At 65.9% G+C, this 25,507-nt stretch carries 19 protein-coding genes and 5 pseudogenes; 10 read left to right on the forward strand and 14 right to left on the reverse strand.

All coding sequences use genetic code 11. From position 1 onward, the window contains the following. Positions 1–59: 59 nt before the first annotated feature. On the reverse strand, positions 60–2,219 hold the full coding sequence (locus BOX37_RS27955; RefSeq protein WP_071930229.1) for an MMPL family transporter: 2,160 nt from the start codon (positions 2,217–2,219) through the stop codon (positions 60–62). A gap of 109 nt (positions 2,220–2,328) precedes the next feature. Between BOX37_RS27955 and BOX37_RS27960 the strand changes: the two genes are divergently transcribed. Beyond that, on the forward strand, positions 2,329–2,556 hold the full coding sequence (locus BOX37_RS27960; protein WP_067487994.1) for a YgaP family membrane protein: 228 nt from the start codon (positions 2,329–2,331) through the stop codon (positions 2,554–2,556). Between the two features lie 94 nt (positions 2,557–2,650). Further along, the gene (locus BOX37_RS27965) at positions 2,651–3,271 is read left to right on the forward strand and encodes a mycothiol-dependent nitroreductase Rv2466c family protein (protein ID WP_071930230.1); all 621 of its coding nucleotides are present in this window, start codon (positions 2,651–2,653) and stop codon (positions 3,269–3,271) included. Positions 3,272–3,557: 286 nt separating this feature from the next. On the opposite strand, the gene BOX37_RS27970 is transcribed toward BOX37_RS27965, so the two are convergent. Together BOX37_RS27970 and BOX37_RS27975 are read right to left on the reverse strand one after the other, a co-directional pair. Next, positions 3,558–4,439 carry a cytochrome c oxidase assembly protein gene (locus BOX37_RS27970; protein ID WP_156910582.1) on the reverse strand — a complete coding sequence of 294 codons (882 nt, stop codon included), beginning with the start codon at positions 4,437–4,439 and terminating at the stop codon, positions 3,558–3,560. A 9-nt stretch (positions 4,440–4,448) separates the two neighbouring features. Continuing rightward, positions 4,449–5,015, reverse strand: coding sequence for a DUF2243 domain-containing protein (locus BOX37_RS27975; protein ID WP_084457609.1), 567 nt, complete (start codon positions 5,013–5,015; stop codon positions 4,449–4,451). Between the two features lie 274 nt (positions 5,016–5,289). Between BOX37_RS27975 and ctaD the strand changes: the two genes are divergently transcribed. Next, positions 5,290–7,050, forward strand: coding sequence for an aa3-type cytochrome oxidase subunit I (gene ctaD, locus BOX37_RS27980; protein WP_071931944.1), 1,761 nt, complete (start codon positions 5,290–5,292; stop codon positions 7,048–7,050). Between the two features lie 207 nt (positions 7,051–7,257). Here ctaD and BOX37_RS34760 read toward each other — a convergent pair whose 3' ends face one another. Beyond that, complete coding sequence (locus BOX37_RS34760) at positions 7,258–7,719, reverse strand: transposase (RefSeq protein ID WP_167660002.1); 462 nt, start codon at positions 7,717–7,719, stop codon at positions 7,258–7,260. A 386-nt stretch (positions 7,720–8,105) separates the two neighbouring features. Here BOX37_RS34760 and BOX37_RS27990 point away from each other — a divergent pair. Next, positions 8,106–9,332: pseudogene (locus tag BOX37_RS27990) on the forward strand (IS110 family RNA-guided transposase). 114 nt (positions 9,333–9,446) lie between these two features. Here BOX37_RS27990 and BOX37_RS36320 read toward each other — a convergent pair. Beyond that, positions 9,447–9,570, reverse strand: a pseudogene (locus BOX37_RS36320) (transposase); the annotation flags it as partial. Positions 9,571–9,588: 18 nt separating this feature from the next. Then, on the reverse strand, positions 9,589–10,800 hold the full coding sequence (locus BOX37_RS28000) for an IS110 family RNA-guided transposase (RefSeq protein WP_071930232.1): 1,212 nt from the start codon (positions 10,798–10,800) through the stop codon (positions 9,589–9,591). Positions 10,801–10,841: 41 nt separating this feature from the next. On the opposite strand from BOX37_RS28000, the gene BOX37_RS28005 reads away from it, so the two are divergent. The 3 genes from BOX37_RS28005 (at position 10,842) to ltrA (ending at position 13,634) form a co-directional block, all read left to right on the forward strand. Next, on the forward strand, positions 10,842–11,171 hold the full coding sequence (locus BOX37_RS28005) for a transposase (RefSeq protein ID WP_071931946.1): 330 nt from the start codon (positions 10,842–10,844) through the stop codon (positions 11,169–11,171). Positions 11,172–11,185: 14 nt separating this feature from the next. Continuing rightward, entirely contained in the window at positions 11,186–11,659 is a 474-nt protein-coding gene (locus BOX37_RS28010) for an IS3 family transposase (RefSeq protein ID WP_084761052.1), read from the forward strand. A 580-nt stretch (positions 11,660–12,239) separates the two neighbouring features. Then, positions 12,240–13,634: a group II intron reverse transcriptase/maturase gene (ltrA, locus tag BOX37_RS28015; RefSeq protein ID WP_167660003.1), complete on the forward strand. Its 1,395-nt coding sequence runs from the start codon at positions 12,240–12,242 to the stop codon at positions 13,632–13,634. Positions 13,635–13,789: 155 nt separating this feature from the next. Here ltrA and BOX37_RS28020 read toward each other — a convergent pair. Next, positions 13,790–15,204, reverse strand: a pseudogene (locus BOX37_RS28020) (IS30 family transposase). 182 nt (positions 15,205–15,386) lie between these two features. On the opposite strand from BOX37_RS28020, the gene BOX37_RS28025 reads away from it, so the two are divergent. Next, on the forward strand, positions 15,387–15,869 hold the full coding sequence (locus BOX37_RS28025; protein WP_084760233.1) for a DDE-type integrase/transposase/recombinase: 483 nt from the start codon (positions 15,387–15,389) through the stop codon (positions 15,867–15,869). Positions 15,870–15,983: 114 nt separating this feature from the next. Here BOX37_RS28025 and BOX37_RS28030 read toward each other — a convergent pair whose 3' ends face one another. From BOX37_RS28030 to BOX37_RS28060, 6 genes are all read right to left on the reverse strand, one after another. Further along, positions 15,984–16,931, reverse strand: coding sequence for an integrase core domain-containing protein (locus BOX37_RS28030; protein WP_240505056.1), 948 nt, complete (start codon positions 16,929–16,931; stop codon positions 15,984–15,986). Next, positions 16,928–17,245, reverse strand: coding sequence for a helix-turn-helix domain-containing protein (locus BOX37_RS28040; RefSeq protein WP_071930032.1), 318 nt, complete (start codon positions 17,243–17,245; stop codon positions 16,928–16,930). Before BOX37_RS28040 ends, BOX37_RS28030 begins: the two co-directional genes overlap by 4 nt. Positions 17,246–17,248: 3 nt before the next feature. Then, complete coding sequence (locus BOX37_RS28045) at positions 17,249–18,307, reverse strand: IS110 family RNA-guided transposase (protein WP_084761054.1); 1,059 nt, start codon at positions 18,305–18,307, stop codon at positions 17,249–17,251. 470 nt (positions 18,308–18,777) lie between these two features. Continuing rightward, positions 18,778–19,404: a TetR/AcrR family transcriptional regulator gene (locus BOX37_RS28050; RefSeq protein ID WP_071930236.1), complete on the reverse strand. Its 627-nt coding sequence runs from the start codon at positions 19,402–19,404 to the stop codon at positions 18,778–18,780. Positions 19,405–19,531: 127 nt separating this feature from the next. Continuing rightward, positions 19,532–20,857, reverse strand: a complete 1,326-nt coding sequence (locus tag BOX37_RS28055; protein ID WP_071930237.1) for an ISL3-like element ISPfr2 family transposase — start codon at positions 20,855–20,857, stop codon at positions 19,532–19,534. Positions 20,858–21,858: 1,001 nt separating this feature from the next. Further along, positions 21,859–22,170 (reverse strand): putative quinol monooxygenase, encoded by a 312-nt coding sequence (locus BOX37_RS28060; protein WP_006247389.1) that lies wholly within the window; start codon positions 22,168–22,170, stop codon positions 21,859–21,861. A gap of 107 nt (positions 22,171–22,277) precedes the next feature. Here BOX37_RS28060 and BOX37_RS28065 point away from each other — a divergent pair, with 107 nt between their 5' ends. Together BOX37_RS28065 and BOX37_RS34410 are read left to right on the forward strand one after the other, a co-directional pair. After that, positions 22,278–23,219 (forward strand): GlxA family transcriptional regulator, encoded by a 942-nt coding sequence (locus tag BOX37_RS28065; RefSeq protein ID WP_006247388.1) that lies wholly within the window; start codon positions 22,278–22,280, stop codon positions 23,217–23,219. 465 nt (positions 23,220–23,684) lie between these two features. Next, a pseudogene (locus tag BOX37_RS34410) lies at positions 23,685–23,923 on the forward strand (transposase); the annotation flags it as partial. 50 nt (positions 23,924–23,973) lie between these two features. Here BOX37_RS34410 and BOX37_RS28080 read toward each other — a convergent pair. Next, positions 23,974–25,499 (reverse strand): annotated as a pseudogene (locus BOX37_RS28080) (ISL3 family transposase). Between the last annotated feature and the right edge of the window lie 8 nt (positions 25,500–25,507).

A 25,507-nucleotide genomic window follows, 5' to 3' on the forward strand; every position in this document is an offset into this window, starting at 1 on the left:
CCCCCAATATACCCCGTGGGGTATAGAAGGGGTTCCGAGGAAGTGGGTTGGCCGGTGGGTCAGTGGTGAGCGAAGCTGATGGTGGGCAGCACCCGGGTCAGCCACGCCGGGCTCCACCAGGCAGCGTGCCCGGTCAGGCGCAGGATCACCGGCAGCAGCACCAGCCGCACCAGCAGTGCGTCGAGCAGGACCGCGACACCCAGGATGATGCCCATCTCCTTGGGTGGGAGCGGGTCGGCCAGGGCGAAGGTGAAGAACACCGCCACCATCACCGCCGCGGCGGCGAAGATGACCCGCCCCGAATGCGCGATCCCGTCCAGGAGCGCGGCGTGGGGGTCGCCGGTGCGCTCATAGTGTTCCTTGGCGGTGGCCAGCAAGAACACCGTGTAGTCCATGGCGATGGCGAAGATCATCGCGAAGAAGAACACCGGCCCCCACCCGTCGAGGAACCCCTGCGAGGTGAAGCCCAGCAGCTCGGCGCCGTGCCCGTCCTGGAAAATCAGCTTGGCCACCCCGAACGCGGCCGCGGTCGAGAGCAGGCTGACCAGGGTTCCCAAGGCCGCGATGAGCGGGGCCTGCAACGCGATCAGCAACAACACGAACCCGAGCACCAAGATGATGGCCACTACGATCGGCAGATAGTCGTCGAGGGCTTGTTGCAGGTCGAGGTTTTCCGCCGCCGCGCCACCGACCACCGCGTCGGCGGGCAGGTCGGCACGCAACCGGTCCAGGATTTCGGCCATCCGCGGCGCGGAGGGATCGACTGCGGGCATGGCCTGCATCATCACCAGATCGGCGCCGTCGACGGCGGGCTGGGGCGGGGTGAGCATGACGATGCCGTCGCTGGCGCGCGCGATAGTCTCGGTGGCCGCCGCGTCGGCGGTCGGGGTGATGATCGAGAGCATGCCCGGGGCGCCGGGGCCCATCTGCTCGGCGATCAGTTCATAGCCCTGGCGCACCGGCGCGTCGGTGGGCACGACCGCGATCGAGGGCATCGCGGTCTTGAGCCCGAACACCGGCGCGGCCAGCCCGATCAGGATGGCCAGTGCCACCGCGGCGAACGGCCACGGATGCTTGTGCAGGATCTGGCCCCAGCGCGCGAACACCGGCGAGCGGTGCTGCTGGCGGCGCGCGTAGGGCAGCGCGGCGGCGTTGATCTTGGTGCCGAGCGCGCCGAGGACGGCGGGCAGCAGGGTCAGGGTCGCGGCGAGGACGAACACCACCGCGAGCATGATCCCGACCGCCATGGTCCGCACGGCGGGAGCGGGCACGATCAGCACCGCCGACAAGCTCACCAGCACCGTCAGCCCTGAGAGCAGGACGGCTTTGCCGGCGGTGTCCATGGTTTCGGCGACCGCGGCGCGGGGATCGCCGGTGCGGGCCAGCGCGTCGCGGAAGCGCGCGACCAGGAACAGCGCGTAGTCGATGCCCAGGGCGAGGGCGAACATCATGGCGAAGTTCATCGCCCACACCGAGATCGGGGTGATCTGATTCAGCAGCACCAACCCACCCGCGGAGGCCACCAAGCCCGCGAGGGTCAGCAGCAGCGGCAGCCCGGCCGCGACCAGCGATCCGAACGCCAGCACCATGATCGCCAGGGTGACCGGCCACGACAACATCTCGGCCTGGATCATCGCGTCGTGGTTGGCGACATTGAAATCGCTCCACAACGCCGACGCCCCGGTCGGATACACCTCGATCCCGTCTTTCGACAGCGCGGTCAACGCGGCTTTGTGCTCGTCGACGGCTTTGACCATGTCATCAGTGGAGGCATTGGCGCCCGCGATCACGATGCCGGTGTGTCCGTCAGGGCTGATCGTGAACCCCGGCTGCGGGGCGATCACCTGCCCGATCCGCTCGTCCCCGGCGAAGACCGCCGTGGCCTGCTCGACCACCCGTACCATCGCCGGGTCACCGATCGTGGCGGTGTCGGAATGGATCACCACCTGCACCGCGGCCGAGGAGTTACCACCGAAGTGCTGCTGAGCCAGTTCACGGGCACGGACCGATTCCGAGCCGTTGGCTTGCCACCCGGCCCCGGCCAGGGAGGTGAACACACTCGGCGCGGCGGCGCCCAGTGCGATCAGCACCAGCAGCCATATCCCGATCACTGCCCGGGTGCGCCCGGCCATGAACGCGCCCCACCGGCCCAGCAGTCCTGGCCCGGAGGTCGTGCCGGGTGGTTTCGCCGAGGCGGTATCGAGCTTCGTTTCGGTCATCCGACCCTCCTTTGATACCCCCTGGGGTATGTTGATGTCGAGTCCGACCATACCCCAGGGGGTATAGTTGAGCGCAACCCCTGTTCCTGCGTCGAAGGAGTGCAGCGTTATGGGCATCATCGAATTCATGCGAAGTACCGCCGGGCGCCTGGCCCGTATGGCCGCCGGAATCGCGGTGATCGTGATCGGCTTGGCCGTGATCGGCGGGACCGCAGGAGTCATCGTGGCCGTGATCGGCCTGGTCCCGATCGCGGCGGGAGTCTTCCATTTCTGCCTGCTGGGCCCGCTGTTCGGGGTCGAACTGCAGGGGCGGCCACGCGCGTCCAGCAGTCACTGACGCCACCCCCTGACCGCATCCACCCACCGGCGCGCCGGTCCCTATGGGTCCTGTCCCGAACCGGCGCGCCACCACTTCCCTAGGAGGGCCCTCGATGGCCGACATCGACCTGTATCTCGATCCTGTTTGCCCGTTCGCGTGGGTGAGTTCGCGGTGGCTGCTCGCCGCCGCCCAGGACGGCCCGCACACCGCGCGGCTGCGGCAGATGAGCCTGGCCGTACTCAACGAGGGCCACGACGTCGACGCCGATCACCGGCCGATGATCGAGCGCTCGCGCCGCCTCGGGAGGGTCTTCGCCGCAGCCACCGCAACCGGCGGGCCCGAGGCGTTCGCGCGCCTCTACGACACCGCTGGGAACCGGCTGCACGTGCACGGGCAGGATCTCGGGCCCGCCGCGCTCGCGGAATCACTGTCCGCCGCCGGTCTGGACCCGGCACTGGCCCGGTACGCCGACGACACCGGTCTCGACAGCGCCGTCACCCGCTCACATCAGGCCAGCCAGGACGTCCTGGGTGGCAATGGCGGCAGCCCGATCATCGTGATCGACGGCCACGGTTTCCAGGGCCCGGTCCTGACCGAAGCCCCTGCCGCCGAACATGGTCCGGCCCTGCTCGAGGCGCTGGTCACCGCCGCGACCACCCCGGGATTCGCCGCCCTGCACCGCCCCTACCAAGGACCCCCGAAAATCGATACCACCCCCGAGGGGGCCCGCTGATGTGCTCACCGGTGCGATGCCGCACCTGCGGTAAAACCACCTGGTCCGGCTGCGGTGCCCACATCGAGGCCGTCCGCGCCGGTGTCGCCCCCGAACACTGGTGCCCCGGACACCCCACCCAGGACACGACCCGACCCTGGCGGGCACTACGCAGGAAATGACCGCCCTCCCCCTGGGCCGGACCGGGTGACCGCTCACACACCGGCATGAGCATCGACGCCTGGCCGCGGTCGCCCAATAGCTGCTTCGACCGGGCTCGGTGACGCGACTCCGCAGGAAACCGCCGTCAGCGCATCCCCGGCAGAGGGACAGCAGTAGCCTGCACGGGCCTGCGGGGTTCGGCGGCCGCCGCTGTGGTGCGGGGGTGTCGGTACCACCACATGAACAAGGCGATGACCAGCACGAGTTCGGCGATTTCGCCGCCGTAGTACATCCATTGCGCTGCTTGTTCCATCTGCGCGGGCGGGTAGTGCGTGCCCGGGGGGAGCCGACCGGCCTCGGCGTAGAGGAGTTTGCCCAGGAACGCGTGGGCGGTGATGGCCGCCAGCACGGTCACCACGCGCAGTGTCAGCCCCGGCCGATGCGGTGCGGGGTCCGGCCCGGCGATCGACCAGGTGAACAGATACCCGGCCGCGAGCATGTGCACCGCGATCAGCACGTGCAACCAGCCCCGCTGCATGCTCGCCGCGTACAACGGGGTCAGATACAGCACATTCAGGCCACCGACGTTGAGGATCGCGGCAGTGATCGGGTGACCCAGCAACCGCAGCGCCCGGGTGTGCAGCACCGCGCCCACGCGCCGCCCCGCCCGTGGGGTGAGCGCGCCCAGCAACAACGTCACCGGCGCCGACATCACCAACGCCAGGGGCGCGTACATGCCGATGAGCAGGTGCTGCAGCATGTGCCCGCGCGCGTCGGCGTGCGCGAACGCGCTCACCGGCCCCGACAGCGCCACGATCACCAACACCAGCCCGGACACGAACCCGGCGAGCCGCCACCGGCTCCACCCACGGTCGAAACGCCGGGAATACCGCCCCATCCCCACCAGATACAACCCCAGCAGCACCGCCGCGACCACCGGCACCACCCATCCCAGCCATCCCGCACCGGCGTGGGTGGTGGTGTGCTCGAGGTGGTCGGTGTGGTGGGGGTGCTGTGTCAGCAGCATCGTCGCGCCCTATCGCGTGCTGTCGGGGACATCGAGGCCTTTCGAGCCCCCGAGATCGAGGCGGATCCCGCCATCGGGGCTGCGCAGGCTCCGGCGTAGCAGCACGCCTCCGACCAGCAGGCTGGCCACGATGCACACCCCGGCGCCGGCATCGTATTTCCACACCTCGTCGCCGTAGTGGATCTGATGCCAGTTCAGCAGTTTGTGAATGAGGACCTCGTCGACGAGCCCGATCACCCCCAGCGCCAGAAAGAATCCGGTGGCCTGCCACAACGGGCGCCATACTCCGCGACGGCGCAGATCGGCGTACAGGTAGCCCGAGGCGACCAAGGCCACCACGCCCACGGCCTGGAACAACCCGTCACTGAGCATGGCCACCCCGGGAGTGGAGCGGTCGTAGAAATGATGCCAGTGCAGCAGCAAATGCAGAATGGTCTCATCGACGATCGTGAATACCGCTGTCGCCAACAAGATTCCGGCCACCAGCGAGGTCCGGGCCCCCGGCACCGACCACCCGCTAGGGCGGTTCTCCGCTGCGGATTCCCGGTCCGGCACCGTGTTCTCCGACGAACTCATCAACGCGCCCCTTTCCGTCTTGCCGTGCACGGACCCGACCCTGCCTCGTCCACCCGGCTTACCCGGCGAGCTGCCGGTCAATCACCGCGCGGCTCCCGCGACGACGACAGCGCACGGCTACCCACCGCGCAACCACCGGTCGAGGTCCTACTCGGAAACACCGGCGGCGCCGAGCCTTCCCCAGATTTCCGGTAAAGGAGCGCACCATCGTTTGAGCGCTCATCGAGCGGGTATCGCGGTTGGGGTTCGGTCCGGTCACGGGTGAGGAGTGCAGATGGTGCAGGTCCCAGCTCAACAGGCTCCATCGGTCGAAGCCTCTCGCCCGTTCCCAGCCCGAGGCGGACCCAAGGGCTCAGCGGTGTGGAAGATCCTCACCACCACCGACCCCAAGCTGCTGGGGATCATGTACCTGGTCACCACCACAGCGTTCTTCCTCATCGGCGGGCTGATGGCGCTGCTGATGCGCGGCGAACTCGCCCGCCCGGGCATGCAGTTCCTGTCTCCCGAGCAGTACAACCAGCTGTTCACGATGCACGGCACGATCATGCTGCTGTTCTATGCGACCCCGACGGTGTTCGGGTTCGCCAACGCGATCCTGCCCTTGCAGATCGGCGCCCCCGACGTGGCCTTCCCCCGCCTGAACGCCTTGAGCTACTGGCTGTTCCTGTTCGGCGCGACGATGGCGGTCTCGGGGTTCCTCACCCCCGGCGGGGCCGCCGATTTCGGATGGACCGCCTACCAGCCCCTGTCCGATATCGTGCATTCCCCGGGCGTGGGCGCGGACCTGTGGGTAATGGGGCTGGTGGTCTCGGGATTGGGCACTATCCTCGGCGCGGTCAACATGGTTACCACCGTGGTATGCCTGCGCTGCCCGGGCATGACCATGTTCCGGATGCCGATCTTCACCTGGAACATACTGGTCACCAGCGTGCTGGTGCTTCTGGCGTTTCCCGTGCTCACCGCCGGGCTGCTCGGCATCGCCTTCGACCGCCACCTCGGCGGCCACATCTTCGACCCCGCCACCGGCGGGGCGATCCTGTGGCAGCACCTGTTCTGGTTCTTCGGACACCCCGAGGTCTACATCGTCGCGCTGCCGTTCTTCGGCGTCATCAGCGAAATCCTGCCCGTGTTCAGCCGCAAACCCATCTTCGGCTACACCACCCTGATCTACGCCACCCTCGGCATCGCCGGGCTGTCGATGGCGGTATGGGCCCACCACATGTACGCCACCGGCGCGGTCCTGCTGCCCTACTTCTCACTGATGTCGTTTCTGATCGCGGTCCCGACCGGGGTCAAGTTCTTCAACTGGATCGGCACCATGTGGAAAGGCCAGCTCACCTTCGAAACCCCGATGGTGTGGGCGCTGGGCTTCATCGTCACGTTCCTGTTCGGCGGCCTGTCCGGGGTGATCCTGGCCAGCCCGCCGCTGGACTTTCACGTCCACGACAGCTACTTCGTCGTCGCACACTTCCACTACGTGCTCTTCGGCACCATCGTGTTCGCCACCTTCGCCGGCATCTACTTCTGGTTCCCCAAGATGACCGGCCGATTCCTCGACGAACGCCTCGGCAAACTCCACTTCTGGACCACCTTCATCGGCTTCCACGCCACCTTCCTGGTCCAGCACTGGCTCGGCAGCGAAGGCATGCCCCGCCGCTACGCCGACTACCTGCCCACCGACGGATTCACTACCTTCAACACCGTCTCCACCATCGGATCGTTCCTCCTCGGTGCGTCGATGACGACATTCGTATGGAACGTGTTCAAAAGCTACCGATACGGCGAGGTCGTGGCCGTCGACGACCCGTGGGGCCACGGCAACTCCCTGGAATGGGCCACCACCTGCCCACCACCACGACACAACTTCTACGACATACCCCGCATCCGATCCGAACGACCCGCGTTCGAACTGCACTACCCCCACATGATCGACCGCATGCGCAGCGAAGCCCACATCGGCTGGGGCACCAAAACCGTCCACGCCGACACCGACGACACCGACGACACCACCAAATCAGCCGACGCTGCACCCTGAACCACTCCCGACGCCACCCAGCTCGTACGTCGATCTGCTACGGAAAGCCTGCTATCATGGGTCGGCCTCCGCATTCGGCCCAGAAGGCCAGCCATAGCACGGCGCGAATTACCAACGTCGGGGGCCACGCCTCCTAATCAAGCAGCAGAAACCCAAACATAGCGATGTGGACTGACTCCGTATCTGTCCGCAGCCATAGAGCTCCTATCAAGTTTGATTGCTGAGTCGTCGCCAGCAGATCAGCGCAGCGGCCAGGTCGAGGAATCCCTGATGGATGTCGGTGCGGCGTTCCCAACGGACGGCCAAGCGCCGGTATTGGTGCAGCAACGCCAGTGTTTGCTCGACGATCCAGCGGCCGGCGGTCACCTTGTCGCGGGTGCCGCGGCGTGGGATATAGCCGGTGATCCGTCGTTGTTCGAGTTCGTCGTAGACGCGGGGGTAGTCGTAGCCTTTGTCCGCGATCAGGGTCGTGATCTTCTCGCGTGGTCGGCCGGTGCGTCCGCGTAGCGGACGTACTCGGTCGAGTAGCTCGGGTAGCACGAGGTGATCGTTGATGTTGGCCGCTGACTGAACGATTGCGAGCGGGAGGCCGTTGCCGCAGGTCAGGATGTGGTGTTTGACTTCTCGGGTGAGCGAGATGAGGGTCGGCCTTCGAATACGCGCGGTCAAGACGGCCTTGGGTCGGTGTGACTCGGTCGGTCGTGGTGTCGACTCAGCAGGCTCGCCGCGAGTGTGAATCCGGCACCGTGGAGCACGATTCGCTCCGGTTTTGCGGCGGTCGACCGGGCTGGGACCGGTATCGGCACCCCTAATGAGATGTAGCGGGCCTGCCGATGCGGCAGACTCACTGCTGGTAGCGGCTGGCGGGTGAGCACTCTGTGCCCCCGGGACATTGAGTCCTGAAAAAAGATCGTGCCCCCGCCGGTCGACCAGGAGAACGGATCGCTGCTGGGATGTCGTGCCCGCCCGAGGCGTGAGCACTTTTCATTAGGTCGCCGGGTGTTCTCCTGAACGCTACCGATATCGAAAGCTGGTGATAGACAGGAGGACTGCTGGTGTTATTCATCGGAGACGACTGAGCCCAAGACCATCACGACGTGGAATTGATGAACCAGGCAGGCAAGAGACTGGCCCGAGCCCGGCTACCCGAAGGCGTCGACGGAATCGGGCGACTGCACGCACTGATCGGCGAACACCTCGATGTCGGCGCCGCAGCTGATGCCGTAGTCATCGGCATCGAGACCGACCGAGGCCCCTGGGTCGCGGCCCTGGTCGCGGCCGGCTACTCGGTGTATGCAGTCAACCCCTTGCAAGCTGCACGGTACCGAGACAGGCACACGGTCTCCGGCGCCAAGAGCGATCCCGCCGATGCTCACGTGCTGGCCGACATGGTGCGCACCGACTCCCACCAGTTGCGGCTCGTCGCGGCCGACAGCCCGCAAGCCGAGGCGGTGAAAGTAGTTGCCCGAGCCCACAAGACGCTGATCTGGGAACGTACTCGAACCACGCAGCGGCTTCGCCACTCACTACGCGAATACTTCCCCGCCGCGCTCGAGGCATTCGATGACCTCACCGCACCCGATGCCCTGGAACTACTGGCCAAAGCGCCCGAACCTGTTGCGGCAGCGCGGCTATCGCGCAACCAGATCCGTGCCGCACTCACCCGGGCCCGCCGCCGCGATATCGACACCAAAGCCACTCGCGTCCAAGCGGCACTGCGAGCCGACCACCTACGCCGTGACCAGGTGATCGATGCCGCCTACGCGGCCACCACACGCGCCTCGATCCAAATCCTGATCACGCTCCAAGAACAGATCGCCGAACTGGCCGCGCAGGTGGAAGCGCATTTTGGACGGCACCCGGATGCTGAGATCGTCCTGTCTCAACCCGGGATAGGCGTCATCCTCGGTGCCCGGGTGCTCGCCGAATTCGGAGATGCCCGCGGCCGCTACGCCTCGGCCAAAGCCCGCAAAAACTATGCGGGCACCAGCCCGATCACCCGCGCCTCCGGCAAGAAGAAGATCGTCGCCGCCCGGTTCGTCCACAACGACCGGCTCATCGATTCACTCGCCCAGCAAGCGTTCTGCGCCCTGACCGCCTCACCCGGCGCCCGCGCCTACTACGACCGGCATCGCGCGCGCGGCATGGAACACCGCGCCGCGCTACGCCAACTCGCCAACCGGCTCGTCGGCATCCTCCACGGCTGCCTCAAGACCCGCACACCCTACAACGAGGCCACCGCCTGGTCTCCCGGCGCCGCCGACCAAGCCACTGCTGCTTGACAATCTAAGCCCTGGGATGTCCTTTTTTGGCCCGCACGTGCGAGCCGTCGGGTATGACGCGGTCGAAATCGATCAATCCCGCGCGGTGGCAGTGGGCGAGCATCGTGGTGTGCATGGCCTCGAAGACCCCGGCCGCCTGCCAGTCGCGTAGCCGCCGCCAGCAGGTCATGCCGGACCCGAACCCAAGTTCCTGGGGCAGGTCTTCCCATCCGATGCCGGTGATCAACACGAACAAGACCTCCGATGCTTTTAGGTGTCAAGCAGCGACCGGTTCCGGGGTAGTCGTGATCGGTTGACCGAATGCCTTGGCAGGGTCGAATTCCTGTCCGTTTTGAAGGCAGTAGAAGAGCTGGCCGAGCATCTTGTTCACCAGGTGCCGCAGGGCGGCGGAGTGCCGGTCGCCGTGCGCGCGGCGGCGTAGGTAGTGCTCGCGGGCAGGCCCGGTGTTGGCGGCCGCAGAGAATCCCCAGACCCAGCCCGCGGCGGCGAGGCGGTCGTTCTTGATCCGGCGGAAGGTGATCGAGATACTGCGCCCCGATGCACGGGTCACTGGCGCGGTTCCCGCATATGCCTTCAACGCGCGCGCGTCAGCGAACCGTCGGCGGTCGTCGCCGATCTCGGCCAAAACCCGGGCGCCGGTGAGGTCGGCCAAACCGGGGAAGCTGGTGATGATCGCGTGATCAGGGTGTTTACGGAACTCTTCGGCGGCTGCCTGTTCCAGGTCGTCGGCGCCAGTGCAGGCGGCATCGAGGGTGGCGAGCAGGGCTAGGGCTTGGCGCCCCATCGCCTTCTCGACCTGGTCGGGTTGGCGCAGGCCGGGACGGCGCAACTTGTCGACGATGTCTTCGGCCAGGGCTTCGATACCGCGTTTGCGCCCCGCTCGCCGAAGCGCGGCCGTCACGCGGGCCCGGGTCAGTTTCGCCGCGGTGGCTGGGGTCGCGGCGATGGCCAGTATCGCGCGGGCTTCGGGTTTGGCGAGGTTGGTGGCGGACTTATCAGCGAAGGCAGCCAGGAACACTGGGTGAAATTCGCGGAGCAGGGAGCGTAGTTCGTTGCTCGCCTTGGTGCGGCGCCAAACCGCGTCTTGCTGAGCGCGGGCCAGCACGGCGATGGCTTCGGTGAGTTCAGCGTCGGCCGGGATCAGTCGGTGCATGTGGGCATCGACGCGCAAGATGTTAGCCAGGGTCATCGCGTCAGCGTGGTCGGACTTGGCGCGGGCCACGGTGTGGCGTTCGCGATAACGGGCCACCGCCATCGGATTGATCGCGTAAACCGGCCGGCCGGTGGCGCGGATCGCGGCGACCATCAACCCGCGCGGTGTTTCGATCGCGACCGGGATCGGGTCCTCGGCGGTATCGCCAGCCGCGGTCAGAAGCTCGGTCAGTGCGGTGAACCCAGCCGGATCGTCGCCGATCCGCTTCTTCGATATCAGGGTGCCGTCCTGAGGTTCCCCTGAAGTAGTGGACATCCGAGATAGCGGGACCATCGGTCCCTGGAAGGATGTTCACCATGCCTCGTCCGCGTCGATCGTATTCACCCGAGTACCGGGTCGAAGCCGCGCACCGAGTCATCGATTCCGGGCGGCCGGTCCGCGACATCGCCCGCGAACTCGATGTCCACGAGAACCTTCTCCATAAATGGGTGCGTGAGGAACGCCGCCGCATGAGCGCTGCGGGCCAATCCCCAGCACGTGGACCGGATAGCGCTGTCGGACGCGAACTTTCCTCTGACGAGAAGGCCGAGTTGGTGCGGTTACGGGCCAAGGTCGCCGAGCAGGCCAAGGACATCGCGTTCCTGGAAAAAGCATCGGCGTACTTTGCGGCAAAGCATCCAAAGTGAGCAGGTTCGAGCTCATGGCCTCAGAGTGCGCCGACCATGACGTGACCAGGATGGCGAAGTTACTCGACGTGTCGACCTCGGGCTACTACCGGTATCTGCAGGTCCGTGCCGCATCTGAGGTCTCGCCGCGGGTCCAGCGACGGCGCGATCTGGAGGTGAAGATCCTCGCCCACCATCGCGCGTCGCACCGCACCTACGGATCACCGCGGATCACGGCTGACCTGCGTGCTGAAGGTGAATCCGTCTCGGCCAACACCGTCGCCGCGATCATGGTCGACCTCGGAATCGAGGGGATCAGTCCACGCACGTTCAAGACCACCACCGTCACCGACCCAGCGGCGGCGTTCCCGCCTGATCTGGTCGGACGCCGCTTCGATCGCGGCAGACCGGACCTGGTGTGGTCCTCGGATATCGAGCGCCGTGAGGCGCTGTTCAACCGAGTGGAGGTGAAAGACCTGCACCATGCGGCCGTCGCAGCGGCCGGATGAAGCTGAGGGCAGCCTGACCCGGGAGACGCTGGTGAGGGTGGCAAGCAGCCCTGACAACGACGGGACGGTCCGGCACTGCCAGACGGATCGGGTCCGGCAAGCAAGACGGGAAGGTGTACGCGAGGAACCAGCGGCTGAACGCCTCTCAAGAGAGAACACCAGCTCCAAATCTGGCGGATATGGGCTGGGCTGCGATGCGCACCCGCTTCGGCGGGGAACTCCGGGACCGGTTGATATCGCCGGTCAGGAGGCCGTGGTGAAAGGCTGCGGCGTAACCACGGCGAAGTCGCAGGGGCATAGCTGGGCGCCTCACCCGTCGATCGGTTGACAGTGAACACGGGAACCATCTCACGGGTCCCTCCCCAGCCCGGAAACCATTCGGGAGGAAGGGAAAGCGCGTCGTCTGCTGACGCCTGTGGGATGGGGCGGAGGAGCCGTAGTAGTCCGAGTCCGGGAAAGCCGGACACATGGCGAAGGGCTCCAGCGGGTTCGCAGCAAGTACAGCAAACTGTGGAGGTCACTTGTGAATACGAGTGCGTCGTGGCCCGATCCGGAAACGGCCGAGCTGCGGGTACGCAGGATGCAGCGCAAGCTGCACCATTGGGCGGTCGATGATTCCGGCCGCTGTTTCGATGATGTGTTCAACCTCGTCTACGACCCCGCGTTTCTCACCGTTGCGTGGGATCGGGTGCGGACGAACAAGGGTGCACGCTCGGCCGGTGCCGATGGGATCGTTCCGCGATTTCTCGGCCCGGAAGAGTCGGCCCGGATGCTCGAGACCTTGCATGCGCAGGTCAAAGCGCGCCGGTTTCGGCCCGACCCGGTGCGGGAGGTGATGATCCCGAAGGCGAACGGCAAGTTGCGTCGCCTGGGGATCGCGACTGCGGCCGACCGGGTGGTGCAGGCGTCGCTGAAGTTGGTGTTGGAACCGATCTTCGAGGCCGATTTCCGGCCTTGCAGTTACGGGTTCAGGCCGCGGCGGCGTGCTCAGGACGCTATCGCTGAGATTCACTACCTCGCCGGGGGCACCCGCGCCTATCACTGGGTGTTCGAGGGTGACATCGAGGCGTGTTTCGACGAGATCGACCACACCGCGCTCATGGCGCGAGTACGGGCGAGGGTCTCCGACAAACGGGTTCTGGCCCTGGTGAAGTTGTTTCTGAAGGCGGGAATCCTTGGCAAGGACTTGGCCTTTCGGAGCAATGCCACCGGGACTCCGCAGGGCGGGATCTTGTCACCGTTGTTGGCCAACATCGCGTTGTCCGTTCTGGACGAGCACTTCGCCGCGAAATGGGAAGCGCTCGGACCGTATTGGACACGCGCGAAGTATTGTCGGGCCGGTGGGGCCACGATGAAAATCGTCCGCTACGCAGACGATTTCGTCGTCATGGTCCATGGCAGCCAGGCTGATGCCGAAGCGCTACGCGAGGAGGTCGCTGCGGTACTCGCGCCGATGGGTCTACGCTTATCGGCCGAGAAGACCAAGATCTGCCATGTCGACGAAGGGTTCGAGTTCCTGGGTTTCCGCATCCAGCGGCAAACCAAAAGGGGCACGGGAAAGAAATACGTTTACACCTGGCCGTCGAAGAAGGCGCTCGCGTCGGTTATCGACAAGGTCAGGATGGTGACACGCCGACACAAGCATCGAACGCTCGCCGACCTGCTGCACCGGCTCAACCCCGTCCTGCGGGGATGGTGCGGCTATTTCCAGCACGGGGTATCCAAACGCACCTTCAGCTACCTCGACCACTACGCGTGGTGGAAGGTGGTCGGTTGGATGCGCAAACGACATCACGGGCTGGCATGGGGTGTCTTCTGTCGCCGGTTCCTGCCCGGGTGGCAGATCCGCGTCGGACGAACCGCGATGTTCCGGCCCTGGGAAGTGGAAGTCACCCGCTACCGCTTCCGGGGCTACAACATCGCCACCCCGTGGAGTTGGCGGCCACCGGAATCAGCAACAGCCACAACGGCATAACCCGTGGAGAGCCCGTTGCGTTGAGAGGCGCACGGCGGGTTCGGAGGGCGGGCCGGGGAAACGGGCCGGTGGAGACATCGGCACCGCGCCCCGGTCCGACCCCTACACTGAGCATCACACCGCTTGGATTCCAGCAGTCGTCGCAACACGCGTGGTTACGAGGCTTCCAGTAAAGCAGTCAGACGCTCGGCGGTGTGTCCCAATCCAGCGACTTGCGGGGTCGCTCGTTGAGTTCCTGGGCGACCGCTCGGAGGTCGTCGATGCCGTGTCCTGCCAGGTCGGTGCCGCGTGGGAAGTATTGCCGGAGAAGTCCGTTCGTGTTTTCGTTGGTGCCGCGCTGCCAGGGCGATCCTGGGTCTGCGAAGTAGACCTCGAAGCTCGTCGCGGTGCTGAACGCGCGGTGCTCGGCCATTTCCGCGCCTTGGTCCCAGGTCAGTGTTCCTCTCAGCGACGCCGGCAGGTTGGCGACGGCGGCGATCAGCGAGTCCCGGACGGTTTCGGCATTGCGTTCGCGGCCGAGGCGACCGAGCAGGACAAAGCGTGTGGACCGCTCGACCAGAGTCGCGATCGCTGATCCGCCCAGGGCGCCGATGATGAGGTCGCCTTCCCAGTGGCCAGGCACTGTCCTGGACTCGACGACGGCAGGCCGTTGGCCGATAGAGTTCATCGGATCGACGAACCTCGGGCGACGGACGCCGGTCTGCTTGCGGGGTTTGCGAGCGAGGCGACCGCGCCGAAGTTGTTTTCCGAGTGCACGTTTGAGCTCTCCACGAGCGTGGACGTAGATCGCTTGGTAGATCGTTTCGGTGCTCACTCGCATCTCCGAACTGGTCGGGAAGTCCTTGATCAGCCGGTGGCTGATCTGCTGTGGTGACCACTTCTTGTTCAGTTTCGCCTGCACGTAGTGGCGGAGTGCGGTGTTCGCGACCAGTTTCGGTGGCCGCGGTCGGGCTCGGCGTTTCACCGACAGCCGGTGCGCGGTATGAGGCATGTATCCGCGCGAGGAGACGGTGTTGCGGTTCAACTCCCGACTGATCGTCGATGGCGAACGGCCCAACTCGGAGGCGATCTTGCGGATCGACAACCCTGACCGCCGCAGGTCCTGAAGTTGCTCACGCTCGACCAGGCTGAGGTATCGCCGATGGATGATCTTCTCAACAACCTCGAGATCGACACTTCCACCGATCGCGCGTGATCTTCGTTCCGGCACGCCGCCATTGTTGCGCTCGGGGTAGCGCACCACACGACCGTCCGGATAGACCCGCCCCCGGTTGATGATCGTGATGCCTTTGTCCCAGTCAATGGCCGATCGGGCATCGGCACCGACCTGCTTCCGAGCCTGCGCGCGTGTGAGCCCGGCAGCACGCAGTCGCAAGAATTCCTCCCGGCGCGGGTTGACCTTGCGTGCCTCGCTGGTACAGATTCCCGCCTTGCGAGCCCACGCATACGCAGTCGGCCGAGCAATACCCAACTCACGAGCAACAGTGGAAATGATCTGCCGTTCCCGCACCAGGCGAAGAAATTCCGCCTTCAGCTCCGCGGAGTAGACGCGTGGCGTTGCCCGCTGCATGGTCAGCCCGGTGTGGCGCAGCCAGTTGTAGCCGGCGTTTTCAGGAATGCCCACCGCTTTCGCCGCGGCGCGGACAGTTCCTCCCCTGTCGAGTACCCGGAAGAACTCATCCTTTTGCTGCTGCGTGTACTTCCTGCTAGCCATGGCCGCACCTTCCGAGAGGTGTTGCGACGACTGCTGGAATCCAAGCCGGTGAAGGGAAGCTCTATCTGTGCGCGATCAAGGACGTGTTCTCGAACCGGATCGTGGGTTACTCGATCGACTCGCGGATGAAGGCACGCCTGGCCGTCGATGCACTGAGCTCGGCCGTGGCCCGACGCCGCGCCGCCGGCGACGACGTCGCCGGTTGCGTGGTTCACAGCGACCGAGGGTCGCAATTTCGGTCACGAAAGTTTGTCCGTGCCTTGGGTATTCATGCGATGGCCGGATCGATGGGCAGAGTCGGAGCGTGCGGTGACAACGCCGCGATGGAGTCGTTCTTCGCGTTGCTCCAGAAGAACGTTCTCGACCGGCAGCCATGGACGAGTCGTGAGGAGCTGCGGATCGCGATCGTCACCTGGATCGAACGGACCTATCACCGTCGTCGACGTCAATCCAGACTCGGCAAATTGACCCCGATCGAATACGAGGCCATCATGGCCACACCGGCTCTTCGAGCTGCCTAACTGCTGTCACCAGATCGTGCAGCAGTCCCGTTTCACGGAGTCGCGTTGCTGGACTTCATGCCACAATGGTTGTGTTCTCGTACTCTATCGGGGTCAGCATGCCTATGTCCCGCGTCAAGTAGTTGGCAGGTTTTCGGTCTCTGGAAAGTTGGGGATTATCGGGTCGACCAGGCCGCGATGGACTTCGGCCGGCCGGTTCCAGGCGATGGCCTCGTGCGGACGGACGGTGTTGTACTCGACGCGGTAGGCGTCGGCGTGTTTCACCAGGTCCAGCACGTCGTCGATCTCTTCGAGGAACAGTCGCTCGTACTTCAGTGATCCGAAGCCGCGTTCGCGTGAGCCGTTCTGGCCCGGCGTCCTGACACGAGTGCGGACGTGCCGCAGCTCGGGGTGGGCGGTGATGAACGCCTCGAACCGGAACGACCGGAACGGGCCGCCGTTGTCGGTCACGATCGTCACCACCGGAACGATGTTGCCGTCGCCGTCACGGGCCGCAGTCGCGGCCAGCGGGCGGCCGAACGCCTGCTGATAGTCGGCCAGGGCGAGCTCGATCGCGGTGATCGCATCATGCTGGTTCGCCGTCGGTGACACGTGCCACGGGTGTTCGTATTTGGACCAGTAGTCCCGGCATCCAGCGATCCGCCACGTGCCGCCGGTGGTGGTCTCGAACTCGCTGAAGTCCAGCTGCCACACCTGGTTCGGGCCGGTCGGCTCGACCGCGAACGCGGCCTTGCGTCGCGCAGCGAGCTGGCGGCGCTCCCGCTGATACGCCGCCGGCAGCAGCAGGCCTTCATCACGCAGGCATCGCAGCACCGTGGCCTGTGACACCCGATGCCCGTCGTAGCGGCACATCGCCCACACCTTGCGGTGTCCCCAGGCCGGATGCGCCAACGCGTGCCGACGCACCGCGGCGCGGACGTTCTCGCGGGCCGGCCGGGGCCACGGCCCGACCGGCGGGGCACCGGTGCGGGCGCGGGCCTGCCGACGGCGCCAGGTCCGTTCGGGCACACCGACCACAGCACAGAACCTCGTGGTCGGCATGCCCGCTTCGACGCGGATCACCTCGAGGTCCTCGAAGGGCCCAGCCGGCCCTCCGCGGACTTCTTCCACACCCGCGCGGCCAGGTGCGCTTCACCCAAAGCCTGTGTCAGATCAGCGATTTCGGCCTCTAGTTGCTGTTCACGTGTCGACCGGCCCGACTTGCCGGCCGTCAAACCCGCCCGGCCCGCTTCCAGGAACTGGCGCTTCCAGTTCCCTACCGACTGCTCGGACACCTTCGCTCGCCGGGCCGCTTCGGCCACGGTGAGCTCACCGGCCAGGACCGACAACACGATCCTCGCCTTCTCCTCGGCCGGAACAGCCGATGGTTTCGCCATGATTCAGACTCTCTCACTGGTCAGGCCCGCAAACAACGGGCCCTGCCACAAAGTCTGACGCGCGACACGCCAGATCAGATCGGCAAGTCGTCGTTTGAGGCAACGCTTTGCATCTCTCGATGACTTGCCCTGGGCGATCTTCTTGTCGTAGTAGCTGCGTCCGACGCTTCCGCGCATGCGGATCTGAATCATCGCGATGGTGTGTAAGGCGGAGTTCAGTTCTCGATCGCCGTGGCGAGACAGCCGATGTCGAGTCGAGTCCGCGCTGGCGATTTCGACTGGCGCCGTGCCGGTGTAATTTGCGTAGGCAGCCGCCGTCGAGAATCGGTGTGCGTGGCCGGTTCGACCGATGATGCGGGCAGCCATCACAGGTCCGATCCCTGGGATCTGGCGCAGAGTGGTGCCCTGCAGGTTGAGCAGTTCATCCATCGCTGAGGCGTTCTCGGCGAGCTGGGCGTCATACCGTTTGATATCGGAGACCAGGTCCTTCGCTAGGGATTTGCGGACCTGATCAGTGGCCGTGACCGGGCGCAGACCGCGCAGGACCGTCGCGGCCCTCGGGGCGGTCAAGTCGGTGGGCGCGCCGCCGGGCAGCAACTCTCTCAGCAGTGCATGCAGCTGATTGACCGATCGAGTTCTATTGCCGGACAGGTTCTTTCGACGTTCATCGAGAAGCGCAAGAGAATCAGCATGCGTTTCCGCATACACGGGGCGGGCATCTCCGTGCAGCGCCGCGACACTCGCCGCGGCGGCGGCGTCGATTCGGTCGTTCTTGCGGCGTCCACCACGGGAGAGCTGTCGGACCCGCGCCGTTGCGGCCGGCGCCACGTCAACCACGCTCTCGCCCATAGCGACCAGCCACAGCGCCAGGTGATGACCGAGTCCCTCGGCGTTCTCCACGGCCCACCGGCGTTCGCTCCACTGCCGCGACCATGAGAGTAGTTGTCGGTAGCCGACGAAACTGGCCTCGATCCGGACTGAACCGAGATCGGAATTCGTTGCTGGATCGACAGCGGTCGCGGTATGGGTGGACTTGTGTGGATCGACGCCGATCAGCATCATCAGGTTCGGTTCCTCGTCTTCGTCGGATGGGGAATCCACGGCCGACATGTCGACTTCAAGAACCTCTCACAGCAGCTTGTCGTCACACCTCTGTCGAGTCAGACCGTGAACGGAGACCGGTCGGGTAGACACATCACGGCAAGTCAACCGCGAGGGCGACAGACGGTTCACGAGTCAGCCCGCCCGGTCTCCTACGGCACGTTACGAGGCAGCTGACCCCGGATGCGAACCGCTGCATACAGATAAGTCGACGGTTCACTGTCACACCGATAAGTCTCCGGACTCACCGGGGCGGCTCAGACAGCGCAAAAGTCGTGTGTGGTGAGGAACTCGGCCAGGTCGAGAACAACCGACCCCATAAGCGACTGTTCTCGGCCGACCGGTGCGGCTTACGTACTTTCCGCGCGACGCCGCGCCCGCGCCGACGGTCGTTCCGACATCGTTGCAGCACCCAGGACCGACGTCGAGCGTCAGCGAACTAACTCCTCGGCGTCCGGCTGTGCGTGCAGCAAGCTTGTGATCACACGACGAATCTGCGCGACAGCATCTTCTATCGTGCCCCGCGGCTGATAGAGGTGACTGAGGGTCAGCCGCACCAGGACTTCGACGGAGTCTTCCTGTACCGCGTCACCGACTACCTGGGCCGAGTACTGCTCACGTACGACCGCATCGATCACGCTCACGGCGCGGGCGAGCACCGTCTCAGGGTCGGCCACCAGAACCGGGAGTAAACCGCCGTCCTGCCCCTCGCGTTCGATGAGAATAGCTTTGAGCAGAGAATTATCCGAGCCGAACTGCAGAGCGAACTCAGCAGCCTGGACCATACCCGCCACCGCCTCGTCTGGATGCGTTCGAAGTGCGTCGACGACACCCGCCAGGAACACATCAGCTTCGCGGGCGACCAGCGCTTGCCCGAACTCCTGCCTCGACCCAAACTCCTTGTAGAGAGCCGGGCGATTGATGCCGACCTCCTTGGCAATGCTTGAGATCCTCACAGCAGACCACCCGTCGGAGCACACAATCCGGCGTGCCACATCGAGCGATCGCTCCCGCAGGAGTTGTCGCATCTCAGCATGGAAACTCAGCACCTCAGCCACCTCTCGATCGTACCTCCCTGTCCCGGATGTTTGAAGTTCGACAAACTCCAGTCCGATGTATTCATACAATGCATCTTGACTGGCTGTGTCACCCGCGGATGGGACTTGACTGGAGCCCTTTGAGGGCTCATCCCAATCGGGGGTGTAGGAGTTGGGGTCTGAAGCCGCCGGTCTCGAGCAGGCTTCGGGCGATGTAGTTGGTCAGGTTGCGGAACCCGAGTGCGGAGCCGCGCAGGTGTTCGAGCCGTCCGTTGAGCGCCTCGGTCGGCCCGTTGCTGGTGCCGGGTCGTTCGAAGTAGGCGAGCACGTCGGCGGCTCGCTTCTTCAGGGTCCGGCCCAGGGTGGTGAGCTCGGTGAGCACCTTGGGGACGCCGGCGCTGAGGTCGGTGATCAGCTTCTCCATGAGCTCGCGGCCACGTTGCCGGTCCTCGTGGCGATAGGCGGCGATCATGCGCTGGTAGACACCCCAGGTCGCCTCGACCTCGACGTGAGCGTCATCAACGAACAGCGCGCGTAGCCTGTCGCTCTGCTTGTCGGTAAGCAGGTCCGCGCCGGTGTGCAGCGTGCGCCGCGACTTGTAGAGCGGGTCGTCCCTGAACCCACGGTGCCCGTGGATCGCGAGTTGGACCCGGCGCCGACACCTGTCGAGGGCGTCACCGGCCAGGCGCACGACGTGGAAGGGATCCATCACCGTGACCGCGTCCGGGATCTCCTCCGCAGCGGCGGTCTTGAACCCGGTGAAGCCGTCCATCGCGACCACCTCGACCGCGTCACGGAAGGCGTCGTCGCGGTCGGCGAGCCAGGTCTTGAACGCCGCCTTCGACCGGCCCTCGACCATGTCCAGCAGCCTTGCTGGGCCGGCGCCATCGCGGGCCGGGGTGAGGTCGATGATCACGGTGACGTACTTGTCGCCACGCCTGGTGTGGCGCCAGACGTGCTCATCGACGCCAATGACCTTCACGCCCTCGAACCGCGTGGGGTCGTTGATCAGCAGCCGCTTGCCTTCGGCCAGGACCGCGTTGTTGGCTGTGTCCCACGCGACCCCGAGTCCCTCGGCGACACGGGCGACGGTGAGGTGTGCGACCACGATCCCTTCCAGCGCCCACCGCAACCCGGTGCGCGAGAGCTTCGCGCGTGGCTCCGCCGCGGCGCTGGTGTCTTGGCGCCACACGTGTCCGCAGTCGGCACAGCGGTAGCGGCGCACTACAACTTCCAGCACGGTCGGTCGCCAGCCCAGCGGCTCGTGGGCCAACCGCCGGATCACGGTGTCACGAGCAGCGCCTTCGCTGCCGCACCGTCGGCACCACTGATCTGGTTCCACCACGCGGCACGCGAGGACCGCACGATCCGGTTCAAGTCGTTGCCCGGTCACGCTCAGACCGAGGCCGTCGAGTCGAGCGAAGGCGGTCAGGTCAGGGCGGCCGAAGCCGGCCGGCGGGGTAGCGTCGGACACGTCGAGGTCTTTCGGATGGATGGCGTAGGAACCTCCATCGTCGGGAGACCTCGACGTCTATCTGCGGACCGACGCGCCCGGCCGACCTACACCCTCACCTGGGAAGAGCCCTGAAACGTCTTCGACGACGACGGGACCGGCGAGGAGGAAGGCGCGGTGAGCTAAAGAATGGAGCTTGCTCGGCTTCGACGCCGCCGCGAGCTCCGGTGAAACTCCGGTAAAACGGTCGGTACTGGTCGGTCGTCGTCGGTCACCACCGGATGGCAGCGTCCCCCACGCTCGGCGTTTGCGCAGGTCAGCGGCTCGTTCACCCAGTGGGCGCATCAAGCGATAGACGCAGAGCCGACGTGATTAGGTCGTCGGTTCGATTCCGACAGGCGGCTCCGGCGAACAGCCCCTGACCTGCGCAAACGCAGGGCAGGGGCGGTTCGGTTCTGGTGGTCGCGCGATGCGCTGGCCTCACGGCTCTGCCCGACACCGACGTCGCTCTCCTCTGCGACGGACCCCTCGCCTGCTGAGCGCTCGCGGCCGGCATCCTGTCCGTGTGCCGATAGGCCTCGCTCCGCTCGGCAACGCAGCGTGGCGTTGTGTCGCGACCTGGACGTGCGAGGTGTCAACGGTGCGTCGGCGCAGCGATCGTTGTGTGCGCAGCGAGATGCTCCATGCCGCACGCGCGGCGCGCACGAACGCAACGCCCCGGAACGCCAACGACCCGTCATCGCTGCGACGCGCAACGCGTCTCCCGTCACGGCAACGGATCGCAACCACGACCCGCCCACGGCGCCTCGCGGGACGGAGGGCAAGTTGACACAGTTGCGCTGCCATGGAACCGCGCTGGCTCTCTCGATGACCACCGGTGAAACAGTGCCGCTCCAGGCTTGCGCCTGGTGTTGCCTGGCCTCCTCGTGATCGGCCCGTCGGGGATCGTCAACGTGGTGCGGGTGTCGAGGCGGTCGGGTCCGACGGCTCGGCGGGGCGCGATCGTCTCGTGCGTTGGCGGACTACGGGAGCTTGGACGCGAGGACGTCGGCCGCCAGGATCTCGGGTGCTGCGCCGAGGAGGTGCTGGTTGGCCATCAGGGCTGCGACGATGGCGCCGTTGGCGTGGGCGTCGCGAGCGGCCTCGTCGGGGAATGCATCGAAGATCCAGAAGGTGTCGGCGTGGGTCCTAGCCGCGAACCAGACAATCGTTCCTACTTCTTCGTTGGCTAGTGCGACAGCGCCGGCGAGCAGATCGGCGAGCGCGTCGTGCTGTCCATCGGCCGCGACGATCTTGGCGACGAAGGCATACGGAAGTGATGCGGGTGTGGACATGAGGGGTTCTCCTTGAAGTCGGGGTTCTTCGTGGGGCGAGTTCAGCGTATGACGAGCGAGGGCCGGTGGGGAGTGGCGTATACGACAGTATTGCTATTGTTCGCGCCATGCGTATCGGACTGATCGCGATCGACGGCTGCTTCGGTTCGGCGGTCGCGTCGGTCATCGACATCGTGCGGGTGGCCGACGGAGCCCGCGGCGATGTCGACCCGCGGATCGACCCGATCGAACTCGCCATCCTCGGACCGAAACGGCGAGTGACCACGACGGCATCGATGACCCTGTCGGTGGACCACCCGCTGTCGGAGTCCGGAGAGTTCGACGTGGTCGTCGTCCCTGCGCTTGGAACCCTCACGGCCGCCGCGACCCACGACGCCCTCCAGAGCCGAGATGCACGTTCGGTCATCGCCTCACTCGGGCGCCTCGACGACGCGACCACCCGGATCGCCGCGGCGTGCACCGGCGTGTTCGCCGTCGCCGAGACCGGACGGATGCATCATCGGCGGGCGACGACCAGCTGGTTCCTGGGGCCGGAGTTCCTGAAGCGCTATCCGACCGTCGCCCTCGATCTCGACACCATGGTCGTGGTCGACGGGAACCTCGTCACCGCCGGCGCCGCGTTCGCCCACATCGACCTCGCGCTCTCACTCGTGCGATCGATCAGCCCCGACCTGGCCCAACATGTCGCCAAGCTCCTCATCATCGACGAGCGTCCGTCGCAGGCGGCCTTCGTCGCCTACGAACATCTCCGGCACGAGGACCCGATCGTCGTCGAGTTCGAACGCTTCGTGCGCGCCCGCCTGGACGAACCGTTCAACGTCGCCTTCGTCGCGCAGTCGCTCGGCACCAGCCGGCGCACCCTCGAACGACGAGTCCGTGCGGCGCTCAACCTCACTCCGCTCGGCTTCGTCCAACGGCTTCGCATCGAACGAGCTCGGCACCTCTCAGCAACCACGGACCTCACCTCCGCCGAGATCGCGCTACGGGTCGGCTACGCGAACGCCGAGACTCTGCGCTCCCTCCTGCGCAGGGAGCGACGCCGTTCCTGACCTATCGCCATGCCTGTAGCCGGTGTCCTAGCGCTCGGTTGGAACCACCTCTCAGCACGTCGCGTCGACGCTCCTGCGTCGCCCCTGGACGACCCACTCGACACGCCCGCAGCACAGGCCATGTGACGTGCCCCGGCTTCCCGGACGGTCGGGGTTGGGTGGCTGTGATGTCGCTGCGTTCTCGTCGAGGGGGTCAGCAGACCCGATCAGGGTCGATTGGGATGAGCCGCGAAGGCGGTCAGGTCAGGGCGGCCGAAGCCGGCCGGCGGGGTAGCGTCGGACACGTCGAGGTCTTTCGGATGGATGGCGTAGGAACCTCCATCGTCGGGAGACCTCGACGTCTATCTGCGGACCGACGCGCCCGGCCGACCTACACCCTCATCTGGGAAGAGCCCCTTTGAGCAGGTCCAGTGGTTGTGAGAGTTCTGATGCACCAGAATGGGTGCAGGAGGACGAGAACACGCCATGGCACGACGACACACCCCCGAGCAGGTCATCCGCAAGCTCCGCGAAGGCGAGAAGCTGATCGGGCAGGGCTTCTCGATCGAAGAGGTCTGTAAACACCTCAAGATCTCCGACGCCTCCTGGCACCGCTGGCAGCCCAGTACGGCGGAATGAAGTCCGACGACGCCAAACGGCTCAAAGAGCTCGAGCGCGAGAACGCGCGGCTGAAGAAAATGGTCGCCGAGCAAGCCCTGGGTCTGTCAAGAAAACGGCTCTGTCCCACATTCGGTGGTGGTTATCCACTCCAGTTCTACCCCAACAGGATCCGGTGTCGAAGGAGAGAAAACCCTGCACGACCGTACATTTGGCGCTTGATCAGCTTCGTTTTCGTGTTCACGCCTTCGGTAGGACCGCTGCTGTAGGGCAGGGTCAGCCCGGCAACGACGGCGTCGTGGTCCCCGTCGAGCCCGGTCAGGAACGATTCGAGCTCGACGAGGCCCGCCGATCGGACCTGCTTGATCCATGCGTCGATGTCGGGGCCGCGGCGTTCGGTCATCAACTGCGCGAACTCGCGTACCACCTCGGCCAGCGCGGTCATCTCCGGGCAGGCGGCCAGCAGTTCATCGAGGTGAGCGCGTCTTCCGGCGGACAGGTTGTCCGGGCGGGTCAGAATCCAGCGGGTCACCCGTCGCGGCGACGGCATGATCCGGTCGCCGTCGAGTCGTCCTTGGTTGATGTACCGGTAGAGCAGGTTCTGGCCACCGGTGTAGCCGAGTTCGGTGATCTCGGCGAGCAACTGCAGCACCGAGACGCCGGGCTCGGCGGCGCGGCGGGCGCGCAGGTGGTCGCGGTAGGGGTCGACCAGGCATGCCCGGTACTGGGGTGGGCGGCGCAACCGTTGCGGTTCGGGAGCCCGGGAGTAGCGTTTCACCGTGTTCAGCGAAAGCCCCAGTCGCCGCGAGCAATCCAGCAATCCGACCCCTTGGTCGAGGAGGCTGTGGATGGCACGCCAGCGTTCGATGGTGCTTTCCTCCCGGACCAGCGACTGCCGCTTCGGGCCGGCGGCCGCCCAGCAGCCCGAGTGCGCGGCAACCACCTTTTCGGCCGCCTGCGCCAGGCCATGCCACAAATGCCACCGGTCCGACGCTTGGATCGCCGCAGGCAGCACCCGCCGCACGGCCTCGGCATAGGTGGTAGACCCGTCGCGGGCGACGACCTCGACGCCGGGGTGCTCGCGCAGCCAATCGGCAAGGGTGTCGGCCTTGCGGTCGGGCAGCACGTCGATGCGTTCGTGAGTGTCGGCGTCGATCACGATCGTCGAATAGGTGTGCCGGCGGCGCAACGCGAAGTCGTCGACACCGATCGCGGCCGGGACCGGCCGCACCGGAAGCGGGATGCGCACAAGCACCCGGTGGCGGTCTGCCTGGATAAACGCACGGACAGTGCCGTCAGCAGGCGGACACCGGCTCGCCCGGCCAGCTCACGCACCACCGACCGGACCTGGCCGGTCAACCGGGCGGTGCGCCGCTGATAGCGCTCCAGCACACCGGGCACCTGCTCACGAAACGTGCTGCGGCAGTCGATCGTTGGGCAAACCAGCCGACGAACCCTCACCCTGACTACTACCGGGCGACCGTCCAGCGGCACGTCCGTCACTGTCCGCTGGTGGTATCCGTGCACCCGCACAGACTCGGCCCCGCAACCTGGGCATTCGGCCGGACCGCCAGCCGTCCGCGCCCGCACCGAGACCTGCATACCCTCATCGACCACTTCCTCCACCACCAGCGGCAACAACCCCGAAAACACCACGGCAGCAGGCACATTCACCTCGCACACCACGACAT

Source organism: Nocardia mangyaensis, assembly GCF_001886715.1.
Classification (GTDB): domain Bacteria; phylum Actinomycetota; class Actinomycetes; order Mycobacteriales; family Mycobacteriaceae; genus Nocardia; species Nocardia mangyaensis.